20 protein-coding genes are annotated in these 25,367 nt (G+C 68.1%); 7 read left to right on the top strand and 13 right to left on the bottom strand.

All coding sequences use genetic code 11. From position 1 onward, the window contains the following. Positions 1-14 precede the first annotated feature (14 nt). Both recG and K9U41_RS05750 read left to right on the top strand, forming a co-directional pair. A complete protein-coding gene (recG, locus tag K9U41_RS05755) occupies positions 15-1,895 on the top strand; it encodes an ATP-dependent DNA helicase RecG (RefSeq protein WP_282639900.1) in 1,881 nt (626 codons plus the stop codon). 101 nt (positions 1,896-1,996) lie between these two features. Continuing rightward, positions 1,997-2,371 (top strand): YbaN family protein, encoded by a 375-nt coding sequence (locus tag K9U41_RS05750; RefSeq protein ID WP_282639899.1) that lies wholly within the window; start codon positions 1,997-1,999, stop codon positions 2,369-2,371. Between the two features lie 15 nt (positions 2,372-2,386). Here the strand turns inward: K9U41_RS05750 and glmS are convergent, their stop codons facing one another. Together glmS and glmU are read right to left on the bottom strand one after the other, a co-directional pair. After that, entirely contained in the window at positions 2,387-4,210 is a 1,824-nt protein-coding gene (gene glmS / locus K9U41_RS05745; RefSeq protein ID WP_282639898.1) for a glutamine--fructose-6-phosphate transaminase (isomerizing), read from the bottom strand. Between the two features lie 172 nt (positions 4,211-4,382). After that, a complete protein-coding gene (glmU, locus tag K9U41_RS05740) occupies positions 4,383-5,741 on the bottom strand; it encodes a bifunctional UDP-N-acetylglucosamine diphosphorylase/glucosamine-1-phosphate N-acetyltransferase GlmU (RefSeq protein ID WP_282639897.1) in 1,359 nt (452 codons plus the stop codon). 160 nt (positions 5,742-5,901) lie between these two features. On the opposite strand from glmU, the gene K9U41_RS05735 reads away from it, so the two are divergent. Next, positions 5,902-6,300 carry a hypothetical protein gene (locus tag K9U41_RS05735; RefSeq protein WP_282639896.1) on the top strand — a complete coding sequence of 133 codons (399 nt, stop codon included), beginning with the start codon at positions 5,902-5,904 and terminating at the stop codon, positions 6,298-6,300. On the opposite strand, the gene K9U41_RS05730 is transcribed toward K9U41_RS05735, so the two are convergent. After that, positions 6,260-7,885, bottom strand: coding sequence for a glycosyl hydrolase family 17 protein (locus K9U41_RS05730; RefSeq protein WP_282639895.1), 1,626 nt, complete (start codon positions 7,883-7,885; stop codon positions 6,260-6,262). The genes K9U41_RS05735 and K9U41_RS05730 overlap by 41 nt on opposite strands. 182 nt (positions 7,886-8,067) lie before the next feature. Between K9U41_RS05730 and K9U41_RS05725 the strand changes: the two genes are divergently transcribed. The 4 genes from K9U41_RS05725 (at position 8,068) to gltA (ending at position 13,797) form a co-directional block, all read left to right on the top strand. Then, a complete protein-coding gene (locus tag K9U41_RS05725; protein WP_282639894.1) occupies positions 8,068-8,544 on the top strand; it encodes a hypothetical protein in 477 nt (158 codons plus the stop codon). 235 nt (positions 8,545-8,779) lie between these two features. Further along, positions 8,780-11,524 carry a glycosyltransferase gene (locus K9U41_RS05720; RefSeq protein WP_432715733.1) on the top strand — a complete coding sequence of 915 codons (2,745 nt, stop codon included), beginning with the start codon at positions 8,780-8,782 and terminating at the stop codon, positions 11,522-11,524. 160 nt (positions 11,525-11,684) lie between these two features. Then, positions 11,685-12,314, top strand: a complete 630-nt coding sequence (gene mobA / locus K9U41_RS05715) for a molybdenum cofactor guanylyltransferase MobA (protein ID WP_282639892.1) — start codon at positions 11,685-11,687, stop codon at positions 12,312-12,314. Between the two features lie 172 nt (positions 12,315-12,486). Beyond that, positions 12,487-13,797: a citrate synthase gene (gene gltA / locus K9U41_RS05710; RefSeq protein ID WP_282639891.1), complete on the top strand. Its 1,311-nt coding sequence runs from the start codon at positions 12,487-12,489 to the stop codon at positions 13,795-13,797. A 128-nt stretch (positions 13,798-13,925) separates the two neighbouring features. Here the strand turns inward: gltA and lpxB are convergent, their stop codons facing one another. The 10 genes from lpxB to K9U41_RS05660 form a co-directional block, all read right to left on the bottom strand. Then, the gene (gene lpxB, locus K9U41_RS05705; RefSeq protein ID WP_282639890.1) at positions 13,926-15,116 is read right to left on the bottom strand and encodes a lipid-A-disaccharide synthase; all 1,191 of its coding nucleotides are present in this window, start codon (positions 15,114-15,116) and stop codon (positions 13,926-13,928) included. Positions 15,117-15,126: 10 nt separating this feature from the next. Continuing rightward, on the bottom strand, positions 15,127-16,065 hold the full coding sequence (locus K9U41_RS05700; protein WP_282639889.1) for an LpxI family protein: 939 nt from the start codon (positions 16,063-16,065) through the stop codon (positions 15,127-15,129). 3 nt (positions 16,066-16,068) lie between these two features. After that, positions 16,069-16,875 carry an acyl-ACP--UDP-N-acetylglucosamine O-acyltransferase gene (gene lpxA / locus K9U41_RS05695; protein ID WP_282639888.1) on the bottom strand — a complete coding sequence of 269 codons (807 nt, stop codon included), beginning with the start codon at positions 16,873-16,875 and terminating at the stop codon, positions 16,069-16,071. Further along, entirely contained in the window at positions 16,875-17,360 is a 486-nt protein-coding gene (gene fabZ / locus K9U41_RS05690) for a 3-hydroxyacyl-ACP dehydratase FabZ (RefSeq protein WP_282639887.1), read from the bottom strand. Before fabZ ends, lpxA begins: the two co-directional genes overlap by 1 nt. Continuing rightward, a complete protein-coding gene (lpxD, locus tag K9U41_RS05685; RefSeq protein WP_282639886.1) occupies positions 17,357-18,454 on the bottom strand; it encodes a UDP-3-O-(3-hydroxymyristoyl)glucosamine N-acyltransferase in 1,098 nt (365 codons plus the stop codon). The genes fabZ and lpxD overlap by 4 nt, the downstream gene beginning before the upstream one ends. 93 nt (positions 18,455-18,547) lie before the next feature. Then, complete coding sequence (gene bamA, locus K9U41_RS05680; RefSeq protein WP_282639885.1) at positions 18,548-21,070, bottom strand: outer membrane protein assembly factor BamA; 2,523 nt, start codon at positions 21,068-21,070, stop codon at positions 18,548-18,550. A gap of 195 nt (positions 21,071-21,265) precedes the next feature. Then, on the bottom strand, positions 21,266-22,423 hold the full coding sequence (rseP, locus tag K9U41_RS05675) for an RIP metalloprotease RseP (RefSeq protein WP_282639884.1): 1,158 nt from the start codon (positions 22,421-22,423) through the stop codon (positions 21,266-21,268). 153 nt (positions 22,424-22,576) lie between these two features. After that, a complete protein-coding gene (dxr, locus tag K9U41_RS05670) occupies positions 22,577-23,746 on the bottom strand; it encodes a 1-deoxy-D-xylulose-5-phosphate reductoisomerase (RefSeq protein ID WP_282639883.1) in 1,170 nt (389 codons plus the stop codon). Between the two features lie 10 nt (positions 23,747-23,756). Beyond that, on the bottom strand, positions 23,757-24,590 hold the full coding sequence (locus tag K9U41_RS05665; RefSeq protein WP_282639882.1) for a phosphatidate cytidylyltransferase: 834 nt from the start codon (positions 24,588-24,590) through the stop codon (positions 23,757-23,759). Continuing rightward, positions 24,575-25,342 (bottom strand): isoprenyl transferase, encoded by a 768-nt coding sequence (locus K9U41_RS05660; protein WP_282639881.1) that lies wholly within the window; start codon positions 25,340-25,342, stop codon positions 24,575-24,577. The genes K9U41_RS05665 and K9U41_RS05660 overlap by 16 nt, the downstream gene beginning before the upstream one ends. Positions 25,343-25,367: the final 25 nt, after the last annotated feature.

Genomic DNA, 25,367 nt, shown 5'->3' with positions numbered 1-25,367 from the left:
TGTAGAGAGGTCTGGTGGGCTCGGAGAGGTGTATAAGAGACAGCGGCAGCCGCGCGCCCCACCGCACCTATGTGTCGGATGCCTCCGGCGACATGGTGCTGGTGCATTTCAAGATGGACCCGGCGCGGCTGGAGCACATGCTGCCCGTGGGGCAGACCCGCTGGCTGTGCGGGCGCATCTCGCTTTATGACGGCATGCGGCAGATGACCCATCCCGACCGCGTGCTCGATGCGGCGGGCCTCGCCAGGCTGCCGGCGGTGGAGCAGGTCTACCCGCTGGTGGAGGGCCTCGCCGCCGGCCATGTGCGCCGCGCCATGGAGGCCGCGCTCCAGCGCGTGCCGGAACTGCCCGAATGGATCCCGGCGGACCTCCTTGCGGAACGCGGCTGGCCCGCCTTCCGGGAGGCGCTGGCGCGGGTCCACCGGCCGGCCAATCCCCATGAGGCGACCCCGGCCGGCGGGCCATGGCGGCGGCTCGCCTTCGACGAGCTGTTCGCCCACCAGATCACCCTCGCCCTGCTGCGGGCGCAGGAGGAGAAGGCCGGCGGCCGCGCCACCATGGGCGACGGGCACATCAGCGCCCGGCTTCTTTCCGCCCTGCCCTTCCGCCTCACGGGCGGGCAGGAGCAGGCGGTGGCGGCCATCCGCGCCGATCTTGCCGCCGATACCCGCATGCTGCGGCTGCTGCAGGGCGACGTGGGCTCCGGCAAGACCGTGGTGGCGCTGATGGCGGCCGCCACCGTGGCCGAGGCCGGCCGTCAGACCGCCCTCATGGCGCCCACGGAAATCCTCGCCCGCCAGCATCACGAGACCATCGCGCCCCTGGCCGAGGCGGCGGGCCTGTCCGTCAGCGTGCTCACCGGGCGGGAGAAGGGGCGCGCCCGCACGGCGGTGCTCACCGAGCTGCAGCACGGCCGCACCGACATCGTGGTCGGCACCCATGCCCTGATCCAGGACGACGTGATCTTCCGCGACCTCGCCCTGGTGGTGGTGGACGAGCAGCACCGCTTCGGCGTGGAACAGCGCCTCGCCCTCGCCCGCAAGGGAGAGGCGGTGGACATGCTGGTGATGACCGCCACCCCCATCCCGCGCACCCTGGTCCTCACCCTGTTCGGCGACATGGATTCGAGCGAACTGCGCGAGAAGCCGCCGGGCCGGCAGGCCATCGACACCCGCGCCATCCCCCTCGACCGGCTGGACGAGGTGGTGGCGGCGGCCGGCCGGGCCCTGTCGTCCGGTGCCCGCGCCTACTGGATCTGCCCGCTGGTGGAGGAGACCGACACCTCGGACCTCGCCGCCGCCACCGAGCGGTTCGAGGTGCTGAAATCCATCTTCGGCGACAAGGTGGGACTGGTGCACGGCCGCATGTCCGGGGCGGCCAAGGACGAGGCCATGGCCCGCTTCGCCTCGGGCGAGACAAGGCTGCTGGTGGCCACCACCGTCATCGAGGTGGGGGTGAACGTGCCCGAGGCCACCGTCATGGTCATCGAGCACGCGGAACGCTTCGGCCTCGCCCAGCTCCACCAGCTGCGCGGGCGGGTGGGGCGCGGCGACAAGCCCTCCGTCTGCCTCCTGCTCTATCGCGCGCCCCTGGGCGAGACGGCGAAGGCGCGCCTCGCCATCCTGCGCGAGAGCCAGGACGGCTTCCGCCTCGCCGAGGAGGATCTGCGCCTGCGCGGCGAGGGCGACGTGCTCGGCACCCGGCAAAGCGGCATGCCGGGCTTCCGCACCGCGCGCCTCGAATTCCATTCCGGCGAGGTGGAGGCGGCGCGGGACGCCGCGGCCCAATGCGTCAGGGGCGATCCTGACCTTGCGGCACCTCGGTCCGGCCCGCTCCACACCCTGCTGCACTTGGCCGAGCGCGACGGGGCCATGCGCTTGCTCTCGGCCGGATGAGAGGCCATGGTCCGGCCATGATGCCTGATCCGGACACCTCCGGCGCTCCAACGCCCCCTGGCCTCCCGCATCGGTCGGAAAGCGAGCGGCTGACGGCGCGTATGTGGTCGCGCGCGGCCATCTACCAGAAGCTGCTGTTTGCGGCGGGCATCGTCTTTCTCGTCATCGGCGTCATCGGCATGGTGGTGCCCATGCTGCCGGGAACGGTGTTCCTGATCCTCGCCGCCTGGTGTTTCACGCGGTCTTCGCCGCGCTTCGAGGCGTGGCTGTTGAACCACCGCTGGCTCGGCCCGGGCGTGGTGAGCTGGCGCAAAACCGGAGCCATCCCACCGATGGTGAAGCTGTTCGCCCTGTCGAGCTTCGTCGGCACCTTCACCGGCTCATGGTATTTCGGCGCGCCGACGCTGCTTCTGGCGGTGCAGGGCGTGGTGTTCATCGCCCTCGCGGTGTTCGTGGCGAGCCGGCCGAACCGCTGAGCCTTTCGCCGCCCCCTATTCCACCGTCACCGACTTGGCGAGGTTGCGCGGCTGGTCCACGTCCGTGCCCATGATGACCGCCGTGTGATAGGCGATCAGCTGCACCGGGATGGAATAGACCATGGGGCACACGGTGGAGGGCATTTCCGGCAGGATCAGCTTCTGCACCGCGCCCACGTCGATCGCCGCTGCGCCCAGCGGGTCGGTGACGAGGATGATGCGGCCGCCGCGCGCCGCCACCTCCTCCATGTTGGAGACGGTCTTGTCGAAGATGCGGTCGTGGGGGGCGATCACCACCACGGGCATCTTCTCGTCGATGAGGGCGATGGGGCCGTGCTTCAGCTCGCCGCCGGCATAGCCCTCGGCGTGGATGTAGGAGATTTCCTTGAGCTTCAGCGCCCCTTCGAGAGCCAGCGGGTAATTGGTGCCGCGGCCGAGATAGAGCACGTCCCGCGCCTTGGCGAGGGTGCGGGCCAGAACCTCGATCTCGGGCGAGAGCTTCAGCGCCTCGGTCATCAGGCGCGGCACTTCCATGAAGGCGCGCACCAATTTGTGCTCGTCCTCCTCGCCCAGCACGCCCTTGGCCCGGCCGAAGGCGACCGCGAGGCAGGCCAGCGTCGCCAGCTGGCAGGTGAAGGCCTTGGTGGAGGCCACCCCGATCTCCGGCCCGGCCAGGATGGGCAGCACCACGTCCGCCTCGCGGGCGATGGTGGAGGTGGGCACGTTCACCACGGCCACCACCTTCTGCCCGCACTCCTTGGCGTAGCGCAGGGAGGCCAGCGTATCCGCCGTCTCGCCCGACTGGGAGATGACGATGGTGATGCCGTCCGGCGTCAGCGGCGTCTCGCGGTAGCGGAACTCGGAGGCGATGTCGGTGGAGACCGGCACCCGCCCGAACCGCTCGAACCAGTATTCCGCCACCGCGCCGGCATAGAGCGCCGTGCCGCAGGCGGTGATGGAGATGTTGGTCACCGCCTTGGGGTCGAACGGCAGCTCGGGCAGGGTCACGGTCTCGGCGGCGAGGTCCAGATAATGGCCGAAGGTGTGGGAGATGACCTCCGGCTGCTCGTAGATCTCCTTCGCCATGAAGTGGCGATGGTTGCCCTTGTCCACCAGCATGGCGCCGGCGGGCACCTTCTGGATGGTGCGCTCCACCAGTCGTCCGGTCTCGTCGCGGATCTGGACGCCCTCGCGGGTGAGGACGGCCCAGTCGCCCTCTTCCAGATAGGCGATGGTGTCCGTGAACGGGCCCAGCGCGATGGCGTCCGAGCCGAGAAACATCTCCCCCTTGCCGAAGCCGATGGCGAGCGGCGAGCCGCGGCGGGCGCCGATCAACAGGTCGGTCTTGCCGTCGAACAGGAAGGCGAGGGCGAAGGCGCCCTTCAGGCGCGGCAGCACCGCGGCCACCGCCGCCACCGGCTCGTGGCCGGCGAGCAGTTCGCGGTCCACCAGCTGGGCGACGATCTCGGTGTCGGTGTCGCTCTTGAAGCTGACGCCCTGGGCTTCCAGTTCCAGCTTCAGTTCGCGGAAATTCTCGATGATGCCGTTGTGCACCACCGCCACGCGCTTGGTGCCATGGGGATGGGCATTGCGCTCGGAGGGCTTGCCGTGGGTGGCCCAGCGGGTGTGGCCGATGCCCGAATGACCGTTGAGCGGGTGCCGGTCCAGCTTGGTTTCCAGGTGCCGCAGCTTGCCTTCGGCCCGGCACACCTCCAGGTGGCCGTTCTCGAGGGTCGCGATGCCGGTGGAATCATAGCCGCGATATTCGAGGCGGCGGAGCGCCTCCACCACCTTGTCCGCGACAGCGCCCTTCCCGAGAATGCCGACGATGCCGCACATGCACAAAAGCTCCGCTTGTTCCGGTCGCCAAAGGTCGGCGCCCGCCCAGGCCCCAAGGTCTAACCCCAAGGTCCACTCCAAAGCTGAATGGACCGTTCCCGCCCGTTCGCTCAAGCCCGGACGGCATCACTTCCGCTTTCGCTTCCTGTCAGGACAGGTCCGAAGAGCAGGCTCAGCCCTTCGGCTTGCCAGGGCTCTTGGCGCGCGCGGCGCGAAACTCCCGCGCCCAGCCTTCCTTCACCACCTGCCTGCTGCGGGCGATGGCGAGGGCATCGTCCGGCACGTCCGAGGTGATGACGGCACCGGTGCCGACAAAGGCGCCCTTCCCGATGGTCACGGGCGCGACCAGCGCGGAATTCACGCCGATGAAGGCCCCTGCCCCGATCTCGGTGCGGTACTTGCCGAAGCCGTCGTAGTTGCAGGTGATGGTGCCGGCACCCAGATTGGCGTCCGCCCCCACATGGGCATCGCCCACATAGGACAGGTGGTTCACCTTGGCGCCGCTTTCAATGTGAGCCGCCTTGGTCTCCACGAAATTGCCGATGCGCACCCCCGAATCGAGCTGGGTGCCCGGCCGCAGCCGCGCATAGGGGCCGATGGTGACCCCCGATTCCAGCCGCGCGCCCTCCAGGTGGCAGAAGGAATGGATGACCACGTCATCGCCGATGCTCACCCCCGGGCCGAACACCACGTGGGGCTCCACGATCACGTCGCGTCCCAGCACCGTGTCGGCGCACAGGAACACCGTCTCCGGGGCCACCAGCGTGGCGCCGCCGGCCATGGCGGCAAGGCGCAGGCGGCGTTGCAGGATGGCTTCCGCCTCGGCGAGCTGCACCCGGCTGTTGACGCCGGCCACCTCGTCCGCATCCGCGCGGGCAGCCACGGCGGACAGCCCGTCGGCACGGGCGATCTCCACCGCGTCAGTGAGATAATATTCGCCCTTGGCATTGGCATTACCGATGCGCTCCAGAATGCCGATGGCGTGGGCGCCGGCCAGCGCCATGAGGCCGGCATTGCAGAAGCGAACCGCCCTTTCCGCCGGGCTCGCGTCCTTCTCCTCGCGGATGGCGACGAGTTCGTCGCCGGCCGTCACGAGGCGGCCGTAGCCGGTGGGGTCTGCGGGCTCGAAGCCGAGGGCCGCCACCGCCGCGCCGGCCTTGAGCGGCGCGCGCAGCAGGCCGAGGGTTTCCGGCCGCACCAGGGGCGTGTCGGCATAGAGCACCAGCACATCGTCGGCGCCTTTCTCCAGCGCGGCGCGGGCGGCGAGGACGGCGTGGGCGGTGCCCAGGCGCTCGGTCTGCTCGAACACCTCCGCATCGGGAACGATCCTGCGCACCTCGGCGGCGACATCCTCCCGGCCGGGGCCGACGACGACCGCAGTGCGGGTGGCGCCGGCGGCGCGGGTGGCGGCCAATACGTGGTGCAGCATGGTTCGGCCGGCGACCTTGTGCAGCACCTTCGGCAGCCGCGAGGCCATGCGGGTGCCCTCCCCGGCCGCGAGAACCACAACGAGCAGGCTCCGGTCACTCATTCTAACCCCTCCTCGGCGAAGCGCTGTCCCTTACCCCGGCTCAGCGGCATGCGCCATCCCGGCTGACCTATCCCGGCTATGCCGCCCGCCTTGCCACTGGACCCGTCCGGCGCCATTTCATAAGGAGCATGCTCCGTTCCGCCGGCCGAAGAGACCTTGAATGCCGAACATCCCCTATTCCGAGCGCCCGCTCTTCCGCCCCGGCCCGCACACGCTCAACTGGCTGATCCCGCTGGGCATGGGCGCCGTGGGGTGGGCGCTCTACATGCGCTACATGGTGGTGGAGCCGACGCTGGTTTCGCTGGCCTGCGAGGCCGGGCTGGAAAGCGCCGCCTGCTATGGCCGCGCGGCGGTGCTGGCGCTGTCGCTGTGGAACGTGTTCGGGGCGGTGGCGCTGGTGGTGGCGCTGATCCAGCTCATGGCGCCGGGCCTCGCCACCTTCAGCGTGGGCATGGTGTTCTCCGCCTTCGCGCTGGTGTTCCACAACGAGGTGGCCGGCGCGCTGGCGGCGATGATGCTTATCCTTTCCTTTGCACGGCCTGGACCCGCCACAGCGTGAAGGAAAGGACGAGGCAGAGCGCACCGAACCAGGCCGCCTGCCAGTTGGAGAGCGTCTCGTTGAGCGGCACGTAGACGCCCGCCACCAGCAGCCCCCAGGTGGCGATGACCTCGCCGAGGCCCGCCCCGTCCCGCTCGGCGCGGCGCACCAGCATGGGCGCGCAGACCGCCGCCACGATGGCGGTGAGCGGAAACACCGGGAAGTCCTTGTAGCGCGGGTCGAACACCAGCTCGAACGCCACCGATCCCACGGCCACGGTGGCGAGGGCCAGCATCAGCGCGGCGGCGATGGCCGCGCCCGAGGACACCGCCCAGCGGCGGGCATCGAGCGCCACCGAGAACGGCGCCAGCCCCTGGCCCCGCCCGATCACCGCCGGCATCACGATCAGGCTCGCCGCCGCGATGGCAAGCAGCAGGCCGTTGCGCAGCCAGCCGAAGACGCCGAGGCTTTCCAGTGGCATGGCGGAAATGGCGGCGCCGAGGCTCGCGCCTCCCAACAAGGCTGTTCCCGCCACCGCCAGCCAGTCCCGCGTCTGCAGTCCATCCTCGCGCCTGCGGCCCGCGGCGAAGGCGCTGGCGAAGGCGCCCGCCACCACCACCAGGCCCACGGCAATATGCATGCGCCAGCCGGGATAATCCTCCACCGGCTGTCCCCAGGCGAATTTCGGCATGCGGGCCGTGGCGTCGATAATGCCCCAGTGGCCGCCCACGGTGCCCTCGCTGCGGCGCTTCCACGGCTGGTCGAAGGCCTCGATGACGTTGACGCGGTAGCCCTGGCGCTTGGCCAGCGCCACCACGTCGTGCATCACCCGCGCCTGGTTGGAGGGCGAGGGCAACGCCTCCTCGCGCATGCGGCCGGCACTGGGCCAGCCGGTCTCGCCGATCAGGATTTCCTTGCCGGGAAAGGCCTCGGCCATGCGCTGGCGGATCTCGTCCACATGGGGCCCGGCCTCGGCGGCGGAGACCGGCAGGTCCTCCCAATAGGGCAGGATGTGGATGGTGACGAAATCCACATTCTCGGTCAGGCCCTTGTTACGCTCCCAGAATTCCCACACATCGGCATAGGTGACCGGAACCGGGGCAACCTGGCGCTTCACGCCGGCGATGGTGCTGGCCAACTCGGTGGCGGACATCTCGCCGCGCAGCAGCACCTCGTTGCCCACCACCACGGCCTTCACCACGTCCTGGTTTTCCTGGGCGAGGCGGATGCCGGTGTCCAGCTCGACACGGTTGCGGTCCACGTCCGGCCCCAGCCAGATGCCGAGCAGCATGGTGAGGCCGTGCTTGCGGGCGATGGCCGGCGCCTTGTCGAGCCCCATCTCGATGGAATAGGTGCGCACGCAGGCGGTGATTTTTGCGAGGCGGGCGAAATCCTCGTCGATCTGGGCTTCCGATATCACCAGCCCCTTCTGGAACGGCGACTGGCCGTCGCGGAACGGGGCATAGGACACGCACGGCAGCTTCTCGCCCTGCGCCAGCGGCGAGGGTGGCATGGCCACGGGCCGGCCGAGCAGGGTCCAGAGGCCGGCGATGAGGCCGGCCACCACGAGCGCGAGCACCACGGGCAGCCGCACGGAGGAAGGCATCGAAACTCCAGACGAGACGAGGGACCCCGCCGCCACATAGAGCCTTGCACCGGCGGTGTGAAGCCTTCCCGCAGCCGCGGGCGCCGCAACGGCATCGCAACATCCGCGGCGCCGTCATGCTGACAAATTCACGCCCTTCTCCTAACGTGTCGCTGCGGTTCTCTCCGCGTTCCTCTGAGAAAATGGCCCTCATGCAACGCTTTCGACTTCCGCTCCTTGCGGCCGCCATCGTCTTCGCCTGCCTTTCGCCGGCCGCCGCCCAGAATCAGCCGGCCGATCAGAAGCCCGCCGCGGAGCAGCTGACGCCGGAGCAGAAAGCCGCCGCCGAAGCCCAGCGCCGCTCGGTGGAGGAGTTCACCGAGGCGGCCAAGCTGCCGGGGACCGCCGGCCTGCCGGAATGCGTCTGGACCGGGCGGCGGATCGCCGCACTGCTGTGGCGCGACGACATCGACACCGCGCGCCGCCATCTTGAAATGTACCAGCAGTTCGGCTGCCCCACCGAGCACCTGAAGTTTGCCTTCCGCTGCCTGGTGCGGCAGGGCAACATCGATCCCAAGGCGCAGGAGCGTCTCGGCGGCCGGGTGCACCAGTGCTGGGTCAACCCGGACTATATCGCGGCGGCCCCGCAGCCCGCCGCACCGGCGCCCGCGCAACAATAAGATCACCGCCCGATCATGGCGTTGACGCAACGGCGTCCCAGCGGCGCCACGATCGGGATTTATCTCCAGCAGTGAGCATGTTAGTGTCTCGACGCGGTGCAGCGTAATTTGGTCGTTCATGCTGCATTGCCGACCGCGGGGGCAGGTCGAAAGGGTGCCCCGAAGCCGTTTCCCGGAACCCTTCGCCGTCAGCCGGCGTTCCCGGTTCCACTTCCCCTCTAGGGTGGGCATCGCCATGCGTCCCGGTCTTGCTGCTGCGGCAGCGGTCATTGCGGTTGTGACCTCGATCCACGCCGCAATGTGGCTATCCCTGCGTCCCGAGGTGAGCGCTCCGAATATCACGGACCGCTTCCAGAGCCTGTCCTTCGCACCCTTCAGCCGGGACATGAGCCCGGAGGGTGAGGCCCCCACCAACGCCGCGCAGATCCGCTCCGACATGCAGGTGGTGGCGCCCTACTCGCGGGGCGTGCGTACCTATTCCTCCACCAACGGCAAGGAACTGATCGCCCCCATCGCCGGCGAGCAGGGCCTGCGCGCGACCGTCGGCGCCTGGCTCAACAAGCAGACCGACCCGAAGACGGGCGAACTCATCCTGGTGCGGGACAAGAAGACCGACGAGATGGTCCCCGTCAAAGAAGGCAACGACCGCGAGATCGAGAGCGCCGTCAAGATCGCGCGCGAGAACCGCAACGTCGAGGCCGTGGTCGTCGGCAACGAGACCCTGCTGCGCGCCGACATGACCGACGACGAACTGGCCGAGACCATCCGCCGGGTGAAGCGGCAGGTGAACGTGCCGGTGACCACCGGCGAAATCTGGAACACCTGGCTCGACCACCCGAAGGTCGCCTCCTCCGTGGACTTCATCTACGCCCACATCCTGCCCTACTGGGAGGACGTGCCGGCGGACCAGGTGGTCGATTTCACCATCAATGCCTACAACCGCCTGCGCGCCGCCTATCCCGGCAAGCGCATCGTGATCGGCGAGTTCGGCTGGCCCTCCCACGGCTACAACCGCGGCGCCTCGGTGCCCGATCCGCTGGCCCAGGCCATGATCATCCGCGATTTCGTGGCCCGCGCCGACGCGCTGGGCATCGAGTACAACATCATCGAGGCGTTCGACCTGCCCAAGAAGCAGAACGAAGGCTCGGTCGGCCAGTACTGGGGCGTGTTCGACGCCGACCGCGACCTGAAGTTCCCGCTCAGCGGCCCGATCTACGACCACACCTACAACCAGACCACCATCCTGGCGCTGCTGCTCGGCGTCCTGTTCACCCTGCCGCTGCTGCGCATGCGTGAGCTGACCATGTCGCAGGGCCTCGTGCTCGCCGGCGCCGCCAACGGCGTCGCGGCCTGGCTGGCCCTGGTGGTGGACTACTGGCTCAACCACTATGTCACCGGCGGCGACTACGTCACCCTGGCCCTGAGCGTGGTGATGCTGGTGCCCCTCGTCTTCGTGCTGCTCTACCGCATCGAGGAAATGGCGGCGATCGCCTTCGGCAGCGGCCCGCGCCGCCTGATCGATGCGCAGAAGGCCGTCGTGCCCGCGGTGCCCTCGCGCTTCCCCAAGGTCTCCATCCACGTGCCCGCCTACCGCGAGCCGCCGGAGATGCTGAAGCAGACCATCGATGCCCTGGCGGCGCTCGAATATCCCAACTTCGAGGCCATCATCATCGTCAACAATACGCCGGACCCGGCGATGGTGGAGCCAGTGCGCGAGCATTGCGCGACGCTGGGCGAGCGCTTCAGGTTCATCAATGCGGAGAAGGTGGCGGGCTTCAAGGCCGGCGCCCTGCGCATCGCCCTCGACGCCACCGCCCCGGACGCCGAGATCATCGGCGTGATCGACGCGGACTATGTGGTGACGCCCGACTGGCTGAAGGAGCTGGTGCCGGTGTTCGACGACCCCACCGTGGGTCTCATCCAGGCGCCCCAGGACCATCGCGATGCCGACCGCAGCCTGCTGCACGAGGCCATGAACGCGGAATATGCCGGCTTCTTCGACATCGGCATGGTCCAGCGCAACGAGGACGACGCCATCGTGGTGCACGGCACCATGTGCCTCATCCGCCGCGCGGCCATGCTGGAGGCCGGCAACTGGTCCTCCGACACCATCTGCGAGGATACCGACCTCGGCCTGACCATCGCCGAGAACGGCTGGAAGACCCACTATACCCGCAAGCGCTACGGCTACGGCCTGCTGCCCGACTCGTTCGAGTCCTTCAAGAAGCAGCGTCACCGGTGGGCCTACGGCGGCTTCCAGATCATCAAGAAGCACTGGCGCAAGTTCCTGCCCAACCGCTCGCGCCTGACCACGGCCCAGAAGCGCCACTTCGTCCTCGGCTGGATTTCCTGGCTCGGCTCGGAATCGGTGGGTGCCGCCATGGCCATCGCCTCGCTGGCCTTCGTGCCCTTCGTGTTGCTGTTCGGCGTGTCGGTGCCGGCCCATGTGCTCACCCTGCCGATCCTGATCACCTTCCTCGTCTACCTGATGCACTTCGTCAGCCTCTACCGGCTGAGGGTGGAGACCACGCCCCTGCGCATGCTGGGCGCGGCGGTGGCGGCGAGCGCGGTGCAGTACACGGTGGCCAAGGCGGTGCTCGACGGCTTCCGCTACAAGGACCTCGCCTTCGCCCGCACCGCCAAGGGCAACAACTGGCTGGCCGGTGCGGCCCGGTCCTTCCCGGCCCTGCCGGAGGCGACGCTGGGCGGCCTGCTGCTGCTCGCCGGCATCGCGCTGCTGGTGCTGAACAACTGGCCGGGCGTGGCGCTCACCAAGAACGACTGGCGCCATATCCGCGAGATCAACCTCTATGGCATCGCGCTGATGGTGCAGAGCCTGCCCTTCGTTGCCGCCGCCCTCATCGGCGCCTTCGAGCCCTCGCGCTTCAACCAGGTCGCCTTCTGGCGGTCCGTCGGCGCCAAGCTCGCGGTGGTGCCGCGCCGCCTCGGCCTCACCCCGCCGCCCGCCGTCGCGGACTGAGGCTTCAAGCGGCCGAGGCCGCTATGCAATCCGAAACGCCCGGCCCCATGCCGGGCGTTTTCGTTTCACAGGCGGGCGTGCGTCCCGGCGCCCGAGGCCGACGGCGCGAAAGCGCAACGGAGTCGTTTTGCTCTCGACCGACCGCGCTTTATGAAGGGGCATGAGCCCCTTTCGCCCGCCCCATGCCCTGATCCTCGCCGGCGGCCTCGGCCGGCGGATGGACGCCCCCGCCCACGGCGCACCGCAGAAGCCACTGGTGCAACTCGGCGGCACGCCGCTCATCGCCCATGTGATTGCGCGCCTGCGGCCGCAGGTCGGCCAGCTCTGGATCAACGCCAACAGCGGTGCCGACGCCTATGCCGGCCTCGGCTGCGACCTGGTCCCTGACACCATTGCCGGCTATCCCGGCCCGCTGGCGGGCGTGCTGGCGGGCCTGGAACGGCTGGCAGCCGAGGATGCGCACGCGAGCCTTCTCACCGTCCCGGCCGACACGCCCTTCCTGCCGTCCGATCTCGCCGCGCGCCTCCAGCAGCGGCAGGCGGAGACGGGAGGCGTGGTCTGCGCCGGTTCCCTGGGCCGGCGCCATCCGGTGATCGCCCTCTGGCCGGCCTCGGCGCGCACCGCGCTGCGGGAGAGCCTTGAGGCGGGACGGCTGAAAGTCGGGCTTCTCATGGATGCCCTGAACGCCGTAACAGAGGTGTGGGACAGTGAGCCGGAAGACCCCTTCTTCAATGTGAACACACCGGAAGACCTTGCCATTGCAGAGATTCGCCGGACTGCCCGGCAATGAAGCATGGTCACGCTTGCGGCAGGAATGGGGAGGGTTTAGGACTGCTTCACGGCAGCTTCGCATTCGCGAAGACGCCAGAGCGGGGACGGACTTGCCACTCGGGGAAACCGGATTGCCACCTCCGGGCCCGCGTGGATTTCCGGTTCTTGTCCGCCCAAAGGATGAGGGATCCATGGACGCCACCACCAATACCGGGGCAAAAGCGGCCAAGCTGAGCTTGGGGGAGAAGAGCTGGGACCTTCCGATCCACGAAGGGACCATTGGCCCCGACGTGGTCGATATCTCGAAGCTCTACGGCCAGACCGGGCTGTTCACCTATGACCCCGGCTTTACCTCCACCGCTTCGTGTGAAAGCAAGATCACCTATATCGATGGTGATGAGGGCGTGCTGCTCTATCGCGGCTACCCCATCGAGCAGCTCGCGGAGAACGGCGACTTCCTCGAGACCTGCTATCTCCTGCTTTACGGCGAACTGCCGACCGCGGCCCAGAAGGCCGAGTTCGACCTCTCCGTGACCCGTCACACGATGGTTCACGAGCAGATGACGCGCTTCTTCCAGGGCTTCCGCCGCGACGCCCACCCCATGGCGATCATGGTGGCGTCCGTCGGCGCGCTCTCCGCCTTCTATCACGACTCTACCGATATTTCTGATCCCACCCAGCGCCTGATCGCATCGATCCGCATGATCGCGAAGATGCCGACGCTGGCGGCCATGGCCTACAAATATTCCATCGGTCAGCCGTTTGTTTATCCCAAGAATGAACTCGACTACACGGCCAATTTCCTGAATATGTGCTTCGCCGTTCCGTGCGAAGACTATAAGGTGAACCCCATTCTCGCGAAGGCAATGGATAAGATCTTTATCCTCCATGCCGATCACGAGCAGAACGCCTCCACCTCCACGGTGCGCCTCGCCGGCTCCTCCGGCGCCAATCCCTTCGCCTGCATCGCGGCCGGCATCGCCTGCCTGTGGGGCCCCGCCCATGGCGGCGCCAACGAGGCGGCCCTCAAGATGCTCACCGAGATCGGCCATGTGGACCGCATCCCGGAATACATCAAGCGGTCGAAGGACAAGAACGACCCCTTCCGCCTCATGGGCTTCGGCCACCGTGTCTACAAGAACTACGACCCGCGCGCCAAGATCATGCAGCAGACCTGCCATGAAGTGCTGGGCGAACTCGGCATCAAGGACGATCCGCTTCTGGACGTCGCGGTGGAGCTGGAGCGCATCGCGCTCTCCGATGACTATTTCATCGAAAAGAAGCTCTATCCGAACATCGACTTCTATTCGGGCATCACCCTGAAGGCGATGGGCTTCCCCACCACCATGTTCACCGTGCTGTTCGCCCTCGCGCGCACGGTGGGCTGGATCGGCCAGTGGAAGGAGATGATCGAGGATCCGGGCCAGCGCATCGGCCGTCCCCGTCAGCTCTACACCGGCGCCGCCCAGCGCGATTATATCGCCATGTCCAAGCGCAAGTGATTGTTCAGGCGTAAATGATCCGGAGGCCGATCATCACGGCCGGTTGAAACGAGGAAAGCGCGGCCCCTGGGCCGCGCTTTTCGTTTGTGCACCAGTCTTTAAAATGCGCGCAGGCGGAGATGGTCTTTTCAGGCCGCCGGCAGCGCACCGGGACGCCCGCCGCGGGCGAGGCGCAGCACCACTTCGGCCGCCCGCGCACTGGGGCTCGGCCCGGAGATCCCGAAAATGCCATCGAACCGGGCGAAGGTGGCGGCCTGCTGTGCCCGCTCGGGCGTGTCGCCGATGACCTTGTCGAGGGCGTCGGCGAGCACCGGCACCGTCAGATATTCCTGCAGGAATTCCGGCACCACATCTTCCCCCGCCACCAGATTGGCGAGGATGACGGTGGTGCCCTGCAGCACGCGCCGTGCGATCTGGGCCTCGATCCACCCCACGCGGTAGGCCGCCACATGGGGAATGCCGGCCAGTGCCAGTTCCAGGGTGACCGTTCCCGATGCCGCGAGTGCGGCGCGCGCGCTGCGGAAGGCAGCGTATTTCTCGGCGTCCGTGGTGACGATGCGCGGCTTCAGCGGCCAGGAGGCAATGGTCTGGCGCACCAGCGGTTCCAGGTGCGGCAGGGTGGGAAGCACGAGGTCCATGGGCCGCGTCCGGCCCACCCGCGCCAGCGCGGCGCCGAAGTCCGCCCCGAGCCGGACGATCTCGCGACGCCGGCTTCCCGGCAGCACCAGCACCAGGGGCGGCTGTTCGCTGCGGCGCCGGGCCTCTGCCTCGGAGGGGCGCAACTCGGCCAGCCGCTCCAGCAGCGGATGGCCCACATAGAAGGTGGGCGGCCCGCCGAGGCGGCGATGCACCTCCGGCTCGAACGGCAGCAGCGCCAGCAGCGCATCCACGTGCGGCCGCATGGCCGCCGCCCGTCCCGGCCGCCAGATCCACACGGTGGGGGACACATATTTCACGATGGGGATGTCGGGATTTGCCGCCCGCACCCGCGCGGCGACACGGTGGGTGAAATCCGGCGCATCCACCAGCACCAGCACATCGGGCGGATCGGCGAGCACCGCGGCCACCGTCTCCCGCAGCCGCCGCAGGATGGTGGGCAGCTTGCCCAGCACGGCGGCGATGCCGATGGCGGTGAGGTCCTCCATTGGAAAGAGGCTCGCCAGCCCCGCCGCCTCCATGCGCCGGCCGCCCACGCCGCGAAACGCGATGCCCGGCGCCGCGGCATGGAGCGTCTCCATCAGCGCCCCACCGAGCTGGTCGCCGGATTCCTCGCCCGCGACCATGAAGACGCGGAGCGCCTTCTCCCCCTCTTCCCTCATGATTGCCCGCTCACGTCTGGCTGCTCCGGCCCATGCCGAAAATGAACAGGCCGGCGGCATCGGCTCCGGCCACCAGCGCCTGCACGTCGGGCACGATGGCGCCGCCCGCCTCGAAGGCGATGCCGGCGAGGCCCGCTTCGGCCGCGCGCGCCACCGTGGCAGGTCCGAGGGAGGGCAGGTCCACCCGCCGGTCCTGCCCCGGCTTGGGCGCCTTCACCAGCACGCCGCGCCCCGCGTGAAAACGCAGGCGGCCGGTGCGGCGCATCTCGCCGTATCGCGCAAGCATCTGGTCGGTGCCTTCCGCCGCCTCCACCGCCGCGACGAAGCCATCCACCACGATCACCCCCTGCCCCACGTCGAACGGCCCGAGGGTGCGGATGACATCGAGCCCGCGGGCCATGTCCTGCCGGTCCTGCGCCGAGGGGCCCCGCGCACCGAGCACGCCTTGCGGCAGCAGCAGGCCGGGGGCAACCTCGTGGGCACCGACGAGGTTGAAGCCCTGCTCCGCCACCAGCCCGAGCACGCCGGACAGCAGATGGTTGTCACCGCCGCGGAACAGCCGGGCGATGCGCGGCAACAGGCGCAGCATGGTCCAGTCGAAGCCGAGATCGGACACGCGCGGACGGGTGAGCGCACCCACCATCACCACGTCGCGCACGCCCCGCGCCCTGGCCATGGCGGTGACGGAGCCCAGCGAGCCCAGGCGAAACCACTGGTGGGGATAGCGCTCCAGCGCCGGATCGGCGAACCCGCGAATGAGGAGGAGCAGCACCTCCCGGCCCTGCCCGATGACCGCCTCGGCGACCGCCGCGGGAAAGGCGCCGCCGCCGGCGACGATGCCCACGGGACCCCTGCCGGCCGGCCCCCGATCCTCCGCAGCCATGCCCGCGGCCTTCAGGGCGCCCGGGCCAGGCACCGGCCCCTGCCCGTTCTGCCCTGGAAGGCTCACGCCTCACTCCTCCTTGATGACGCCCCGCGAGGGCTGGCAGATCGGCCGCTTGCGGTCAGCGTCGATGAAACTCACCACGGCCGCGGCGAAGGCCGAAGTCTCCGCCTGTTCGCGCACGGTCTCGAGCCGGGCCTCGAACGTGCCCTCGCCGAAGAAGAGATCGCGATAGACCGCCCGCGCCGCGTGCAGGTCGGACTTGGAAAAGCCGCGGCGCTTCATGCCGATGACGTTGAGGCCCACCAGCTTGCCGGCCTGGCCGAGCACATTGCCGAAGGGGATCACATCCTCGCGCACGCCGGTGAGGCCGGAAATCATGCACTGGGCGCCGATGCGGGTGAACTGGTGCACCGCGCACTGCCCGCCCAGAAAGGTGAACTCGCCCACGCTCACATGGCCGCCCAGAACCGCATTGTTGGCGAAGATGACGCTGTCGCCCACCATGCAGTCGTGGCCCACATGGGATCCCGTCATCATCATGACGCCGTTGCCGATGCGGGTAACGCCGCCGCCGCCCGCCGTGCCGATGCTGGCAGTGGCGTGCTCGCGGATGATGCAGTCGGAGCCGATGAACAGTTCGGTGCGCTCGCCCTTGTAGTGCACCGACTGCGGCGCCGTGCCGAGGGAGGCGAAAGGAAAGACCGTGGTGCGCGCGCCGATGGTGGTGGCGCCCTGGATGTTCACATGGGCGAGGAGCTTGACACCCTCCTGGAGCACCACATCCGGACCGAGAACTGCGTAGGGGCCGATCTCCACATCATCCGCAAGGCCCGCCGGGTTTTCCACCCGAGCGGTGGGGTCGATCTTCGCCACTAGCTGTTCTCCATGATCATGGCGCCCACCTTGGCCTGTGCGACGATCTCGCCGCGCACCTTGGCCTCACCTCGATACCACCACATATTGCGGCGGCGGGAGATGCGCGTCATGTGATATTCGAGCACGTCGCCCGGCACGACCGGGCGGCGGAACTTCGCCTCGTCGATGGTCATGAAATAGACCAGAGAGGGCTTCTCGCTGTCCTTGCCGAGCACGCAGACGACGCCTGCGGTCTGCGCCATGCCCTCGATGATGAGGACGCCGGGCATCACCGGGTTGCCGGGGAAATGACCCTGGAAGTGCGGCTCGTTGGCCGTCACATTCTTGATGCCGACGCAGGAGAGGTCGCCGTCGATCAGCTCAACCCGATCCACCATCAGGAACGGATAGCGATGGGGCAGGCAGGTGAGCACCTTGAGGATGTCGGCGCTGGCGAGCACCTTCGGCGCCGCACCTTCGGCGGCGGACGTCGTATCGTTCATTCCCCCGATCCTTCCCCTTCCCCGTCATTGCCGTCCCGCCGGGCGCTGGCCGCGGCGAGGCGCTTGAGGGTCGTCACCTCGCGGAACCATTCACGGACAGGCTTGGCCGGCGTGCCGCCCCAGCGCACGCCGGGTGGCACGTCGCCCTTCACGTTGCTGGACGCGGCGATCTGCGCGCCGGTGCCGATGGTGGCATGGCCGACCACGCCCACCTGGCCGCCCAGCATCACGAAATCCCCGAGCGTGGTGGACCCCGAAATACCGGTCTGGGACACGATGATGCAATGCCGGCCGGTCACCACGTTGTGGGCGATCTGCACCAGATTGTCGATCTTGGTGCCCTCGCCGATGACCGTATCGGTCAGGGCGCCGCGGTCGATGGTGGTGTTGGCGCCGATTTCCACGTCGTCCTGGATCACCACCCGGCCGATCTGCGGCACCTTCACATGGCCCTTGGGGCTCGGCTGGTAGCCAAAGCCATCCGAGCCGATGCGCGCGCCGCCATGGATGATCACGCCGTTGCCAAGAAACGCGTGGATGATGCTGGCACCGGGCCCGATGGCGCAGTTGCGGCCGATGCGGACATGCGGACCGATGATGGCCCCCGCACAGACCACGGTGCCCGCGCCGATTTCCGCACCGGGCCCGATCACGGCGCCAGGATCCACCGTCACGCCGTCCTCGAGTCGTGCTTTCGGATGCACCTGCGCGCCCGGCGCGACGCCGTCCTGGCCGAAGATGGACAGCGGCTTGAGGGCTGCGGGGAAGAGGGTGCGGGTGACGGCGAGAAAGGCCGCCGCGGGCCGCGCCGCAATGAGTAGCGTCAGGCCGGGGGGCGCCTTGGCCGCAAACCGCTCCGACGTGATGACCGCACCGGCCCGCACGGCACCGAGCTTCTCGGCGAACTGGACCGTATCGCAGAAGGCGAGCTCGTCCGGTCCCGCTGTCTCCAGGGTGCCGACGCCCTTGATGGTGCGCGCGCCCAGCTCGGCGGCCTGCGCCTCATCGGCGACGGCGAGCCGCGCCCCGCTGAGGGCCGCCGCCTCCGCGAGGGTGAGGGGCGCCGGAAGCGGGAAGAAAACGTCATGGCTCATGGGAAGGATATGCCCGGGCGCTAAGAACGCGGCGGGCGCCGGAGGTTGGGGCCGAAGCCACCACCCTCCGGCGCCCGCCTTGCAGGATCGGGATCAGAAGCGCGTGCCGCCGGAGAAGCGGAACGCCTGGGTCCGGTCGTAGGACGCCTGCGACAGCACCCACGCATAGTCGAAGCGCAGCGGTCCGAAGGGCGACTGCCAGATCAGGCTGGCGCCGATGGACGAGCGGATCGTGTTGTCGTCGTACACGCAGACGTTGCCAGCCGCGTTCTTAGATCCAGCAGGGCAAGTCACGAAGTTTGGGTTCCCATAGTAGTTGTTCCCCGACCAGGGCGGCGAAGCATTGGGATTGGTAAAGGAATTATACACACCCGGGAATTCGGTCGGTCCGCCGTAATCGAACAGCGAGCCGGCATCGGCGAAGATGGCGCCCTTCATGCCGATATCCTTAGGCAGGAAGGCGAAGGGGAACTGAATTTCCGCAGAGACACCCCAATAGGTGGTACCACCCAGCGCATTCAGCTCGTTGCTGGTGCAGCTGTAGCCAATGGGCGAACTGGCGTTGGTCGCAGCGCAGGGCGCGCCGTCACGCGGGCCGATGCCGGATGGGGCGAAGCCACGCACCAGGTTCGGACCCATGTAGAAATTGTCGAGCACGTCCAGATTGTCATTGCCCCAGGAGCTCACATAGCCGGCCTGGGTGCGCAGGATGAGCACCGAGTCAAACCAGAGCGGCGTGTAGTGACGGATATCACCGGTGGTGCGGATGAAGTTCACGTCGCCGCCGACGCCAGCGAAGTCCTGCTTGAGCTCGGCATAGAGACCCTGGGTCGGGTTCATGTTGTTGTCGAGACCATTGAAGGACAGGGTGTAGCCGATCGCAGACGTAATCGTGGCACCCTGCGCCGCCGCATCGCGGATCGCCCAGGACGTCGTGCTGGCGCAGTAGTCGTAATAGACGGTGCCAACCGTGTAGTCGTTACAGAGATTGATCTCGCGCTGGTAGAGATTGTAGCGCAGCGCCAGCGTGATCTCGTCGGTGATGGGCAGGCCGAAGCGCAGGCCACCGCCGACCGTGGTGGTGCCATACGGCGTGTAGCTCGTGGTGCTGGTTTCTTTCCAGTACAGGTCGAAGCCGGCCGCAAGGCGATAGCCGAGGAAGTAGGGCTCGGTGAAGGAGAATTCCGCGCCCTGGGCGTTCTCGCCCATGGAGCCGGACACCTTCACGTACTGGCCGCGACCAAGGAAATTCTTCTCGCCCAGCGAGACCTCGGCGATGACGCCGTCCGCGGTGGAGTAGCCGCCGGAGATGGCGAACTCACCCGTGGGCTGGTCTTCCACGTCCACCACCAGGATCACCCGGTCGGGCGCGGAGCCGGGCTCGGTGACGATCTTGACGGTCTTGAAGTAGCCGAGGTTGCGCAGGCGCCGCTCGGCGCGATCGACCAGCACGCGATTGTAGGCATCGCCCTCGCCGATATCGAACTCGCGACGGATCACGAAGTCCCGGGTGCGGGTGTTGCCGCGCACCTCGATGCGCTCGATGTAGACCCGCGGGCCTTCCTCGACCACGAAGACGACATTGATGCGCTTGGCCTCGAAGTCGCGATCGCCGCGCGGACGCACCTGAGCGAAGGCGTAGCCGCTCTTCGACACCTCGATGGTCAGGTTCTCGACCGACTTCTCGACCAGTTCCGCGTTGTAGACCTGCCCCTCGGTGGCGCGCACGGAGCGGCGCAGGGACTCACCGGAGACATCGCGGATATTGGAGACCACATCCACCTTGCCGAAGCGATACTGCTCGCCCTCGTCCAGGGTGAAGGTGATGGTGTAGCCGCCGCCGGCGGGATCCATCTCGGCAGAGGCACCGATGATGCGGAAGTCGGCATAGCCGTTCTTCAGGTAGAAGCGGCGCAGCAATTCCTGGTCCGAGTTCACCCGGTCCGGATCATACACATCGGTGGACTTCAGGAACGACAGCCAGTTGGTGGCGGTCGTGGAGATGACATCCTTCAGCTTCCAGTCCGAAAAGGCCTTGTTGCCAACGAACTTGATGTCCTTGATGCCGGTCTTGTCGCCCTCGGTGACCTCGAACACGAGGTCCACACGACCATTGCCGCGGTCGATGGTCACCGGATTGACGCGCACGCCGCTGCGGCCGGACCGCCGGTAGACCTCGATGATGCGCTGGGTGTCCGCCTGGACGGTGGCCTTGGAGAGGGTGCCACGGGGCTTTGACTGGATCTCGCCCTCGAGGACCTCGTCCTTGATCTTGCGGTTGCCCTCGAAAACGACGCGGTTGATCACCTCGTTCTCGGACACGCGCACGATGATGCGGCCGCCGGACTGGGACACCTGCACGTCGGAGAACAGGCCGGTGGCGTAGAGCGCCTTCCAGGCCTCATCGACCTTGCCCGCGGTGTAGGGGCCTGGCCCGAAATAGGAACGGATGGTCTCGGCATCGACGCGGCGGTTGCCCTCGACGACGATGGAGCTCGACTGCGCAGCGGCAGGACTTGCCACGACGAGGGAACCGGCCACCGAAACTCCCGCGACGCACGCGGCGAGCCCAAAGGCGGCAGCCAGATTTCTCAAGACCCGGAGCGAAGCAGTCATATGGTGCGCAACCTTGAAATTTCGTTGTTCTCGAAGCCGCCCGAAGCCCTTGAAGGGCGATGACGGATTCTCACCCTGCATTGCCGCTTGTACAGGCTTTTACCTGCGGTGCAAACAACACCGCCCCTCCAGCCTGCCCTTTTCCGAGGACCGTTGCGTTCCCGCCACGACCCCGGTGCGGCAAATCAAAAACCCTTACATTGCAGCAATATGCAGCACGTCGTTCCACGTCGCGAAAATCATCAGCATCAGCACCAGCGCAAGGCCGATACGGAAGCCGATGTCCTGGGTGCGGGCGCTCAGAGGACGCCCACGGATCGCCTCGAAAGCGTAGAACAGAAGGTGGCCGCCATCCAACAGCGGGATGGGAAAGAGGTTAAGCAGTCCGATAGAAACGGACAGCACTGCTGCCAGAGACAGAAGTGCCCCGATACCAAAGGTCGCAACCTGCCCCGACACCTGGGCGATGCGGATGGGTCCGCCCAGCTGGTCCGCCGACTCGCGGCCGGCGATCAGGCCGCCCAGATAGCTGAAGGTGCGGGTTACCACGAACCAAGTTTCCTGGACACCCAGGCCAACGGCTTCAACGGGACCGTAGCGGTGGGTGGTTACGTCACCTGCCGCAAGGGAACGGGAGATGCCGAGCAGGCCGGTGCGGTGCACATTGCCGAAGGGGTCCTTCACCTCCTTCAGCTCGGGCACGGCGGTCAAGGTGAGCTGCCGGTCGCCACGCACGATGGTGAAGGCGAGCCCCTCCCCCGCACGGCTGCCGACGATGCGCTGCATGTCGGAGAAGCTCTCCACCTTGGCGCCGTCGATCTCCAGCACCAGGTCGCCGGGCTTGAAGCCGGCGCTCTCCGCCACGCTGCCGGGGTTGACCTGATCCACGCGGGGCGCCGTCACCTGCTTGCCGAACACCATGAAGACGAAGGCGAAGATGACGATGGCGAGGAGGAAGTTCGCGATCGGCCCGGCGGCCACGATGGCGGCCCGCCAGCCCACCGGCTGGAAAAAGAAGCTCTCGCGCCGCTCGGCCGGGGTCATTTCGGCGAGGCGTGCCTGATTGGGGGTGGAGGCGGCGTCCTCGTCGCCGAAGAAGCGCACATAGCCGCCCAGCGGCACTGCGGCGAGCCGCCAGCGGGTGCCGTGCCGGTCGTTGAAGCCGGCGATCTCCGGCCCGAAGCCGAGGGAGAAGGTGAGCACCTTCACCCCGGCGCGCCGCGCCACCCAGAAATGACCGAGTTCGTGGAAGAACACCACGAGGGTCAAAACGAACAGGAATGGAACGATATATCCGAGAAGGGAGGACGAGAGACTGCCCAGGTGCGCGCCGAGACCGGAAAGCACATCCATTATCGGAACCTCTTCTCCCGCGGACGGCGCCCGGCACGGGGGAAGTCCCGCGCCTTGGCCGACCTGATACTGCCGGGCCACCCGGCATCAACACCATCGCCCGCCCAAACGAACGGTATAAAAGCCCGCCGCCCGTGAGACGACAAACTGATCCTAAGATGCCTTTGCGGAAAACTTAGGCAAGAGCACGGCAGCGGCGCGTCGCGCCTGTGCATCCGCCTCCATGGCATCGGCGACACTGGCAGGCGCAGGGCCGCCATTGATGCGGTCCAGCGTCGCGGCCACGGTATCGGTGATGCCGTAAAAGCCGATCCGCCCTTCAAGATAGGCGGCCACCGCCACCTCGTTGGCCGCGTTGAGGATGGTTGCGGCCACCCCGTCGGCGGCCATGGCGGCGCGGGCGAGCGCCAGCGCCGGGAAGCGGGCCTCGTCCGGCGCCTCGAAGGTGAGGCGGCCCAGGGCCACGAGGTCCAGACGGCGGCAGGAGGTGGCGATTCGGTCCGGGAAGGCCAGGCAATGGGCGATGGGCACGCACATGTCGGGCATGGCAAGGCCGGCAGTCACCGACCCGTCCACGAAGGACACCAGCCCGTGAATCACCGACTCGGGATGCACCACCGCATCGAAGCGCTCGGGCGGCAAGGCGAACAGGTGCATCGCCTCGATCAGTTCGAGGCCCTTGTTCATGAGGGTCGCCGAATCGATGGTGATCTTGGCGCCCATGGACCAGTTGGGGTGCTTCAGGGCGTCCTTCGGCACCGCCCGCGCGATCTCCTCCCGGCTCTTGAGCCGGAACGGGCCGCCAGAGGCCGTCAGCGTGATCTTCTCCACCGCCTTGCGCGGGCCGGCCTCCAGCGCCTGGAAGATGGCGTTGTGCTCGCTGTCCACCGGCAGGATCTCGGTGCCCTGCCGCGCCGCCTCGGCCATGAAGAAGGCGCCGGCGGCCACCAGGCATTCCTTGTTGGCCAGCGCGATGCGCCGGCCCGGCGCGAAGGCCGCCACGGTGGGCGCGAGGCCCGCCACCCCGACGATGGCGCTCACCACCACGTCCGCCTCGCGCTGGGCCGCCTCGATCAGGGCCGAAGGGCCGGCGCCGCTGGCGATGCCGGAGCCGGCCAGCGCATCGGCAAGGGCCCTGCCCGCCGCCGGATCGGCGATGGCGGCGAAGCGCGCATTGAGCGCACGGGCGGTCTCGGCCAGCGCCTGCACATCCCGCCCGCCGGCCACCGCTTCCACCTCATAGAGGCCGGGCGCATCGGCCAGGAGGGTCCGGACACTGTGGCCGATGGAGCCGGTGGCCCCGAGGATGGAAAGGCGCTTCATGACACAGGTCCTACCACAAGAGCAGTCCGGCCGCCGGATCGCTCGCATTGCGCAGGAGCGCCAGCACCACGGCGGCCAGCGCGGCGGCCGCGAATCCGTCGAGCCGGTCGAGCAGCCCGCCATGGCCAGGAATGAGGCGGCTCGCATCCTTCACGCCGAACAGCCGCTTGAGCGCGGATTCGGCAAGGTCGCCGGCCTGGCTGACGATGCTGAGCCCCAGCGCGAGGCCGGCCACCGGCAGCAGCGCGGCCCCGCCGGGAATCGTCGCCACCAGCACGCCCGCCGCCATGCCCGCAAGCGTGCCGCCGATGGCGCCCGACCAGGTCTTGTTGGGGGAAACCCGCGGCCACAGCTTGGGCCCGCCCAGCGCGCGGCCGGTGAAATAGGCGAAGATGTCGGTCGCCCACACCACCGCGCACAGGAACAGCACGGCGATAAGGCCCAGCGGCGTCTCGCCGCGCAGAATCACCACGGGAAGGGCCGCGCTCCCGGCGACGATCAGGCCGGTCATGGCCCAGGCACTCTGGCGCGGCACCGCCAGCGCGCAGGCCGCCGCCCCAAGGGCGACGGCGCTGAAGACGTGGCCCGGCATCTCAAGCACGGCGAGGACCCCGCCGCCGATCAGCGCCAGCCCGCCGATGCCGAGATAGAGCGGCCGGTTGTCCAGCTGCGCCAGGGTGGCCCATTCATAGAGAATGGCGCCCCCGGCCAGCACCCACAGGATGGCGAACGGGATGCCGCCCAGATAGGCGGCCAGGAGCACAACCGGCACGAGGACGAGCGCGGAGAGCGTCCGATGCTTGAGATCGGCACCGAAATTCACGGGCATCAGGGCCCGGGACACTTGGTGGTGCCGCCGAACCGCCGTTCCCGCCGGGCATATTCGTCGATGGCCGAGAGCAGGGCCGCCTTGTCGAAGTCGGGCCAGTAGATGGGCAGGAAGACGAACTCCGAATAGGCCGCCTGCCAGAGCAGGAAGTTGGACAGCCGCTGCTCGCCGGAGGTGCGCACGATGAGGTCGGGATCGGGGATGCCGGCGGTTTCGAGCCGCTGGGAGATCATGTCCACGTCCACGTCCTCGGGCCGCACCCGACCGGCGGCGACATCCGCCGCGATGCGCGAGACCGCCGCCGCGATCTCCTGCCGCGAGCCGTAATTGAACGCCACCACCAGGGTGAGGCCGGTGTTGTTGCAGGTCAACGCCTCCGCATCCACCAGCAATTGGCGGATATCGGGGGCGAGATTGTCCCGCTCGCCGATCACCTTCACCCGCACATTATCGGCGTGCAGGTCAGCAAGGTCATGGCGCAGGAACAGCTTCAGGAGCCCCATCAGCTCCTTCACCTCGGTCACCGGCCGCGACCAGTTCTCCGACGAGAAGCTGTAGATGGTGAGGAAGCGAATGCCCACCTCGCGGGCGGCACGCACGCAGCGGCGCAGCGCTTCCACCCCGCGCCGGTGGCCTTCCACCCGCGGCAGCTTGCGCGAGGTGGCCCAGCGCCCGTTGCCGTCCATGATCACGCCCACATGCACCGGGACGACGGCCGGCGACCGTTGGGTAACGGCGGCCTCGCCCGCAGCGGCGCGTAGGGACATGGCTTGCTCCGGGCTCACGCGCGGC

This window comes from Xanthobacter autotrophicus, from assembly GCF_029991245.1.
GTDB classification, from domain to species: Bacteria; Pseudomonadota; Alphaproteobacteria; order Rhizobiales; family Xanthobacteraceae; genus Xanthobacter; species Xanthobacter autotrophicus_C.
This window is presented reverse-complemented; position numbering and strand designations above follow the sequence as displayed.

Coding starts and splice junctions, on each gene's coding strand:
- fabZ (WP_282639887.1), bottom strand. CDS start 17,360: ATGAACGATACGACGTCCGCCGCCGAAGGTGCGGCGCCGAAGGTGCTC.
- K9U41_RS05735 (WP_282639896.1), top strand. CDS start 5,902: ATGCCGAACATCCCCTATTCCGAGCGCCCGCTCTTCCGCCCCGGCCCG.
- K9U41_RS05720 (WP_432715733.1), top strand. CDS start 8,780: ATGCGTCCCGGTCTTGCTGCTGCGGCAGCGGTCATTGCGGTTGTGACC.
- glmU (WP_282639897.1), bottom strand. CDS start 5,741: ATGAGTGACCGGAGCCTGCTCGTTGTGGTTCTCGCGGCCGGGGAGGGC.
- dxr (WP_282639883.1), bottom strand. CDS start 23,746: ATGAAGCGCCTTTCCATCCTCGGGGCCACCGGCTCCATCGGCCACAGT.
- K9U41_RS05725 (WP_282639894.1), top strand. CDS start 8,068: ATGGCCCTCATGCAACGCTTTCGACTTCCGCTCCTTGCGGCCGCCATC.
- K9U41_RS05750 (WP_282639899.1), top strand. CDS start 1,997: ATGTGGTCGCGCGCGGCCATCTACCAGAAGCTGCTGTTTGCGGCGGGC.
- glmS (WP_282639898.1), bottom strand. CDS start 4,210: ATGTGCGGCATCGTCGGCATTCTCGGGAAGGGCGCTGTCGCGGACAAG.
- bamA (WP_282639885.1), bottom strand. CDS start 21,070: ATGACTGCTTCGCTCCGGGTCTTGAGAAATCTGGCTGCCGCCTTTGGG.
- rseP (WP_282639884.1), bottom strand. CDS start 22,423: ATGGATGTGCTTTCCGGTCTCGGCGCGCACCTGGGCAGTCTCTCGTCC.
- lpxD (WP_282639886.1), bottom strand. CDS start 18,454: ATGAGCCATGACGTTTTCTTCCCGCTTCCGGCGCCCCTCACCCTCGCG.
- K9U41_RS05730 (WP_282639895.1), bottom strand. CDS start 7,885: ATGCCTTCCTCCGTGCGGCTGCCCGTGGTGCTCGCGCTCGTGGTGGCC.
- K9U41_RS05660 (WP_282639881.1), bottom strand. CDS start 25,342: ATGTCCCTACGCGCCGCTGCGGGCGAGGCCGCCGTTACCCAACGGTCG.
- lpxB (WP_282639890.1), bottom strand. CDS start 15,116: ATGAGGGAAGAGGGGGAGAAGGCGCTCCGCGTCTTCATGGTCGCGGGC.
- mobA (WP_282639892.1), top strand. CDS start 11,685: ATGAGCCCCTTTCGCCCGCCCCATGCCCTGATCCTCGCCGGCGGCCTC.
- gltA (WP_282639891.1), top strand. CDS start 12,487: ATGGACGCCACCACCAATACCGGGGCAAAAGCGGCCAAGCTGAGCTTG.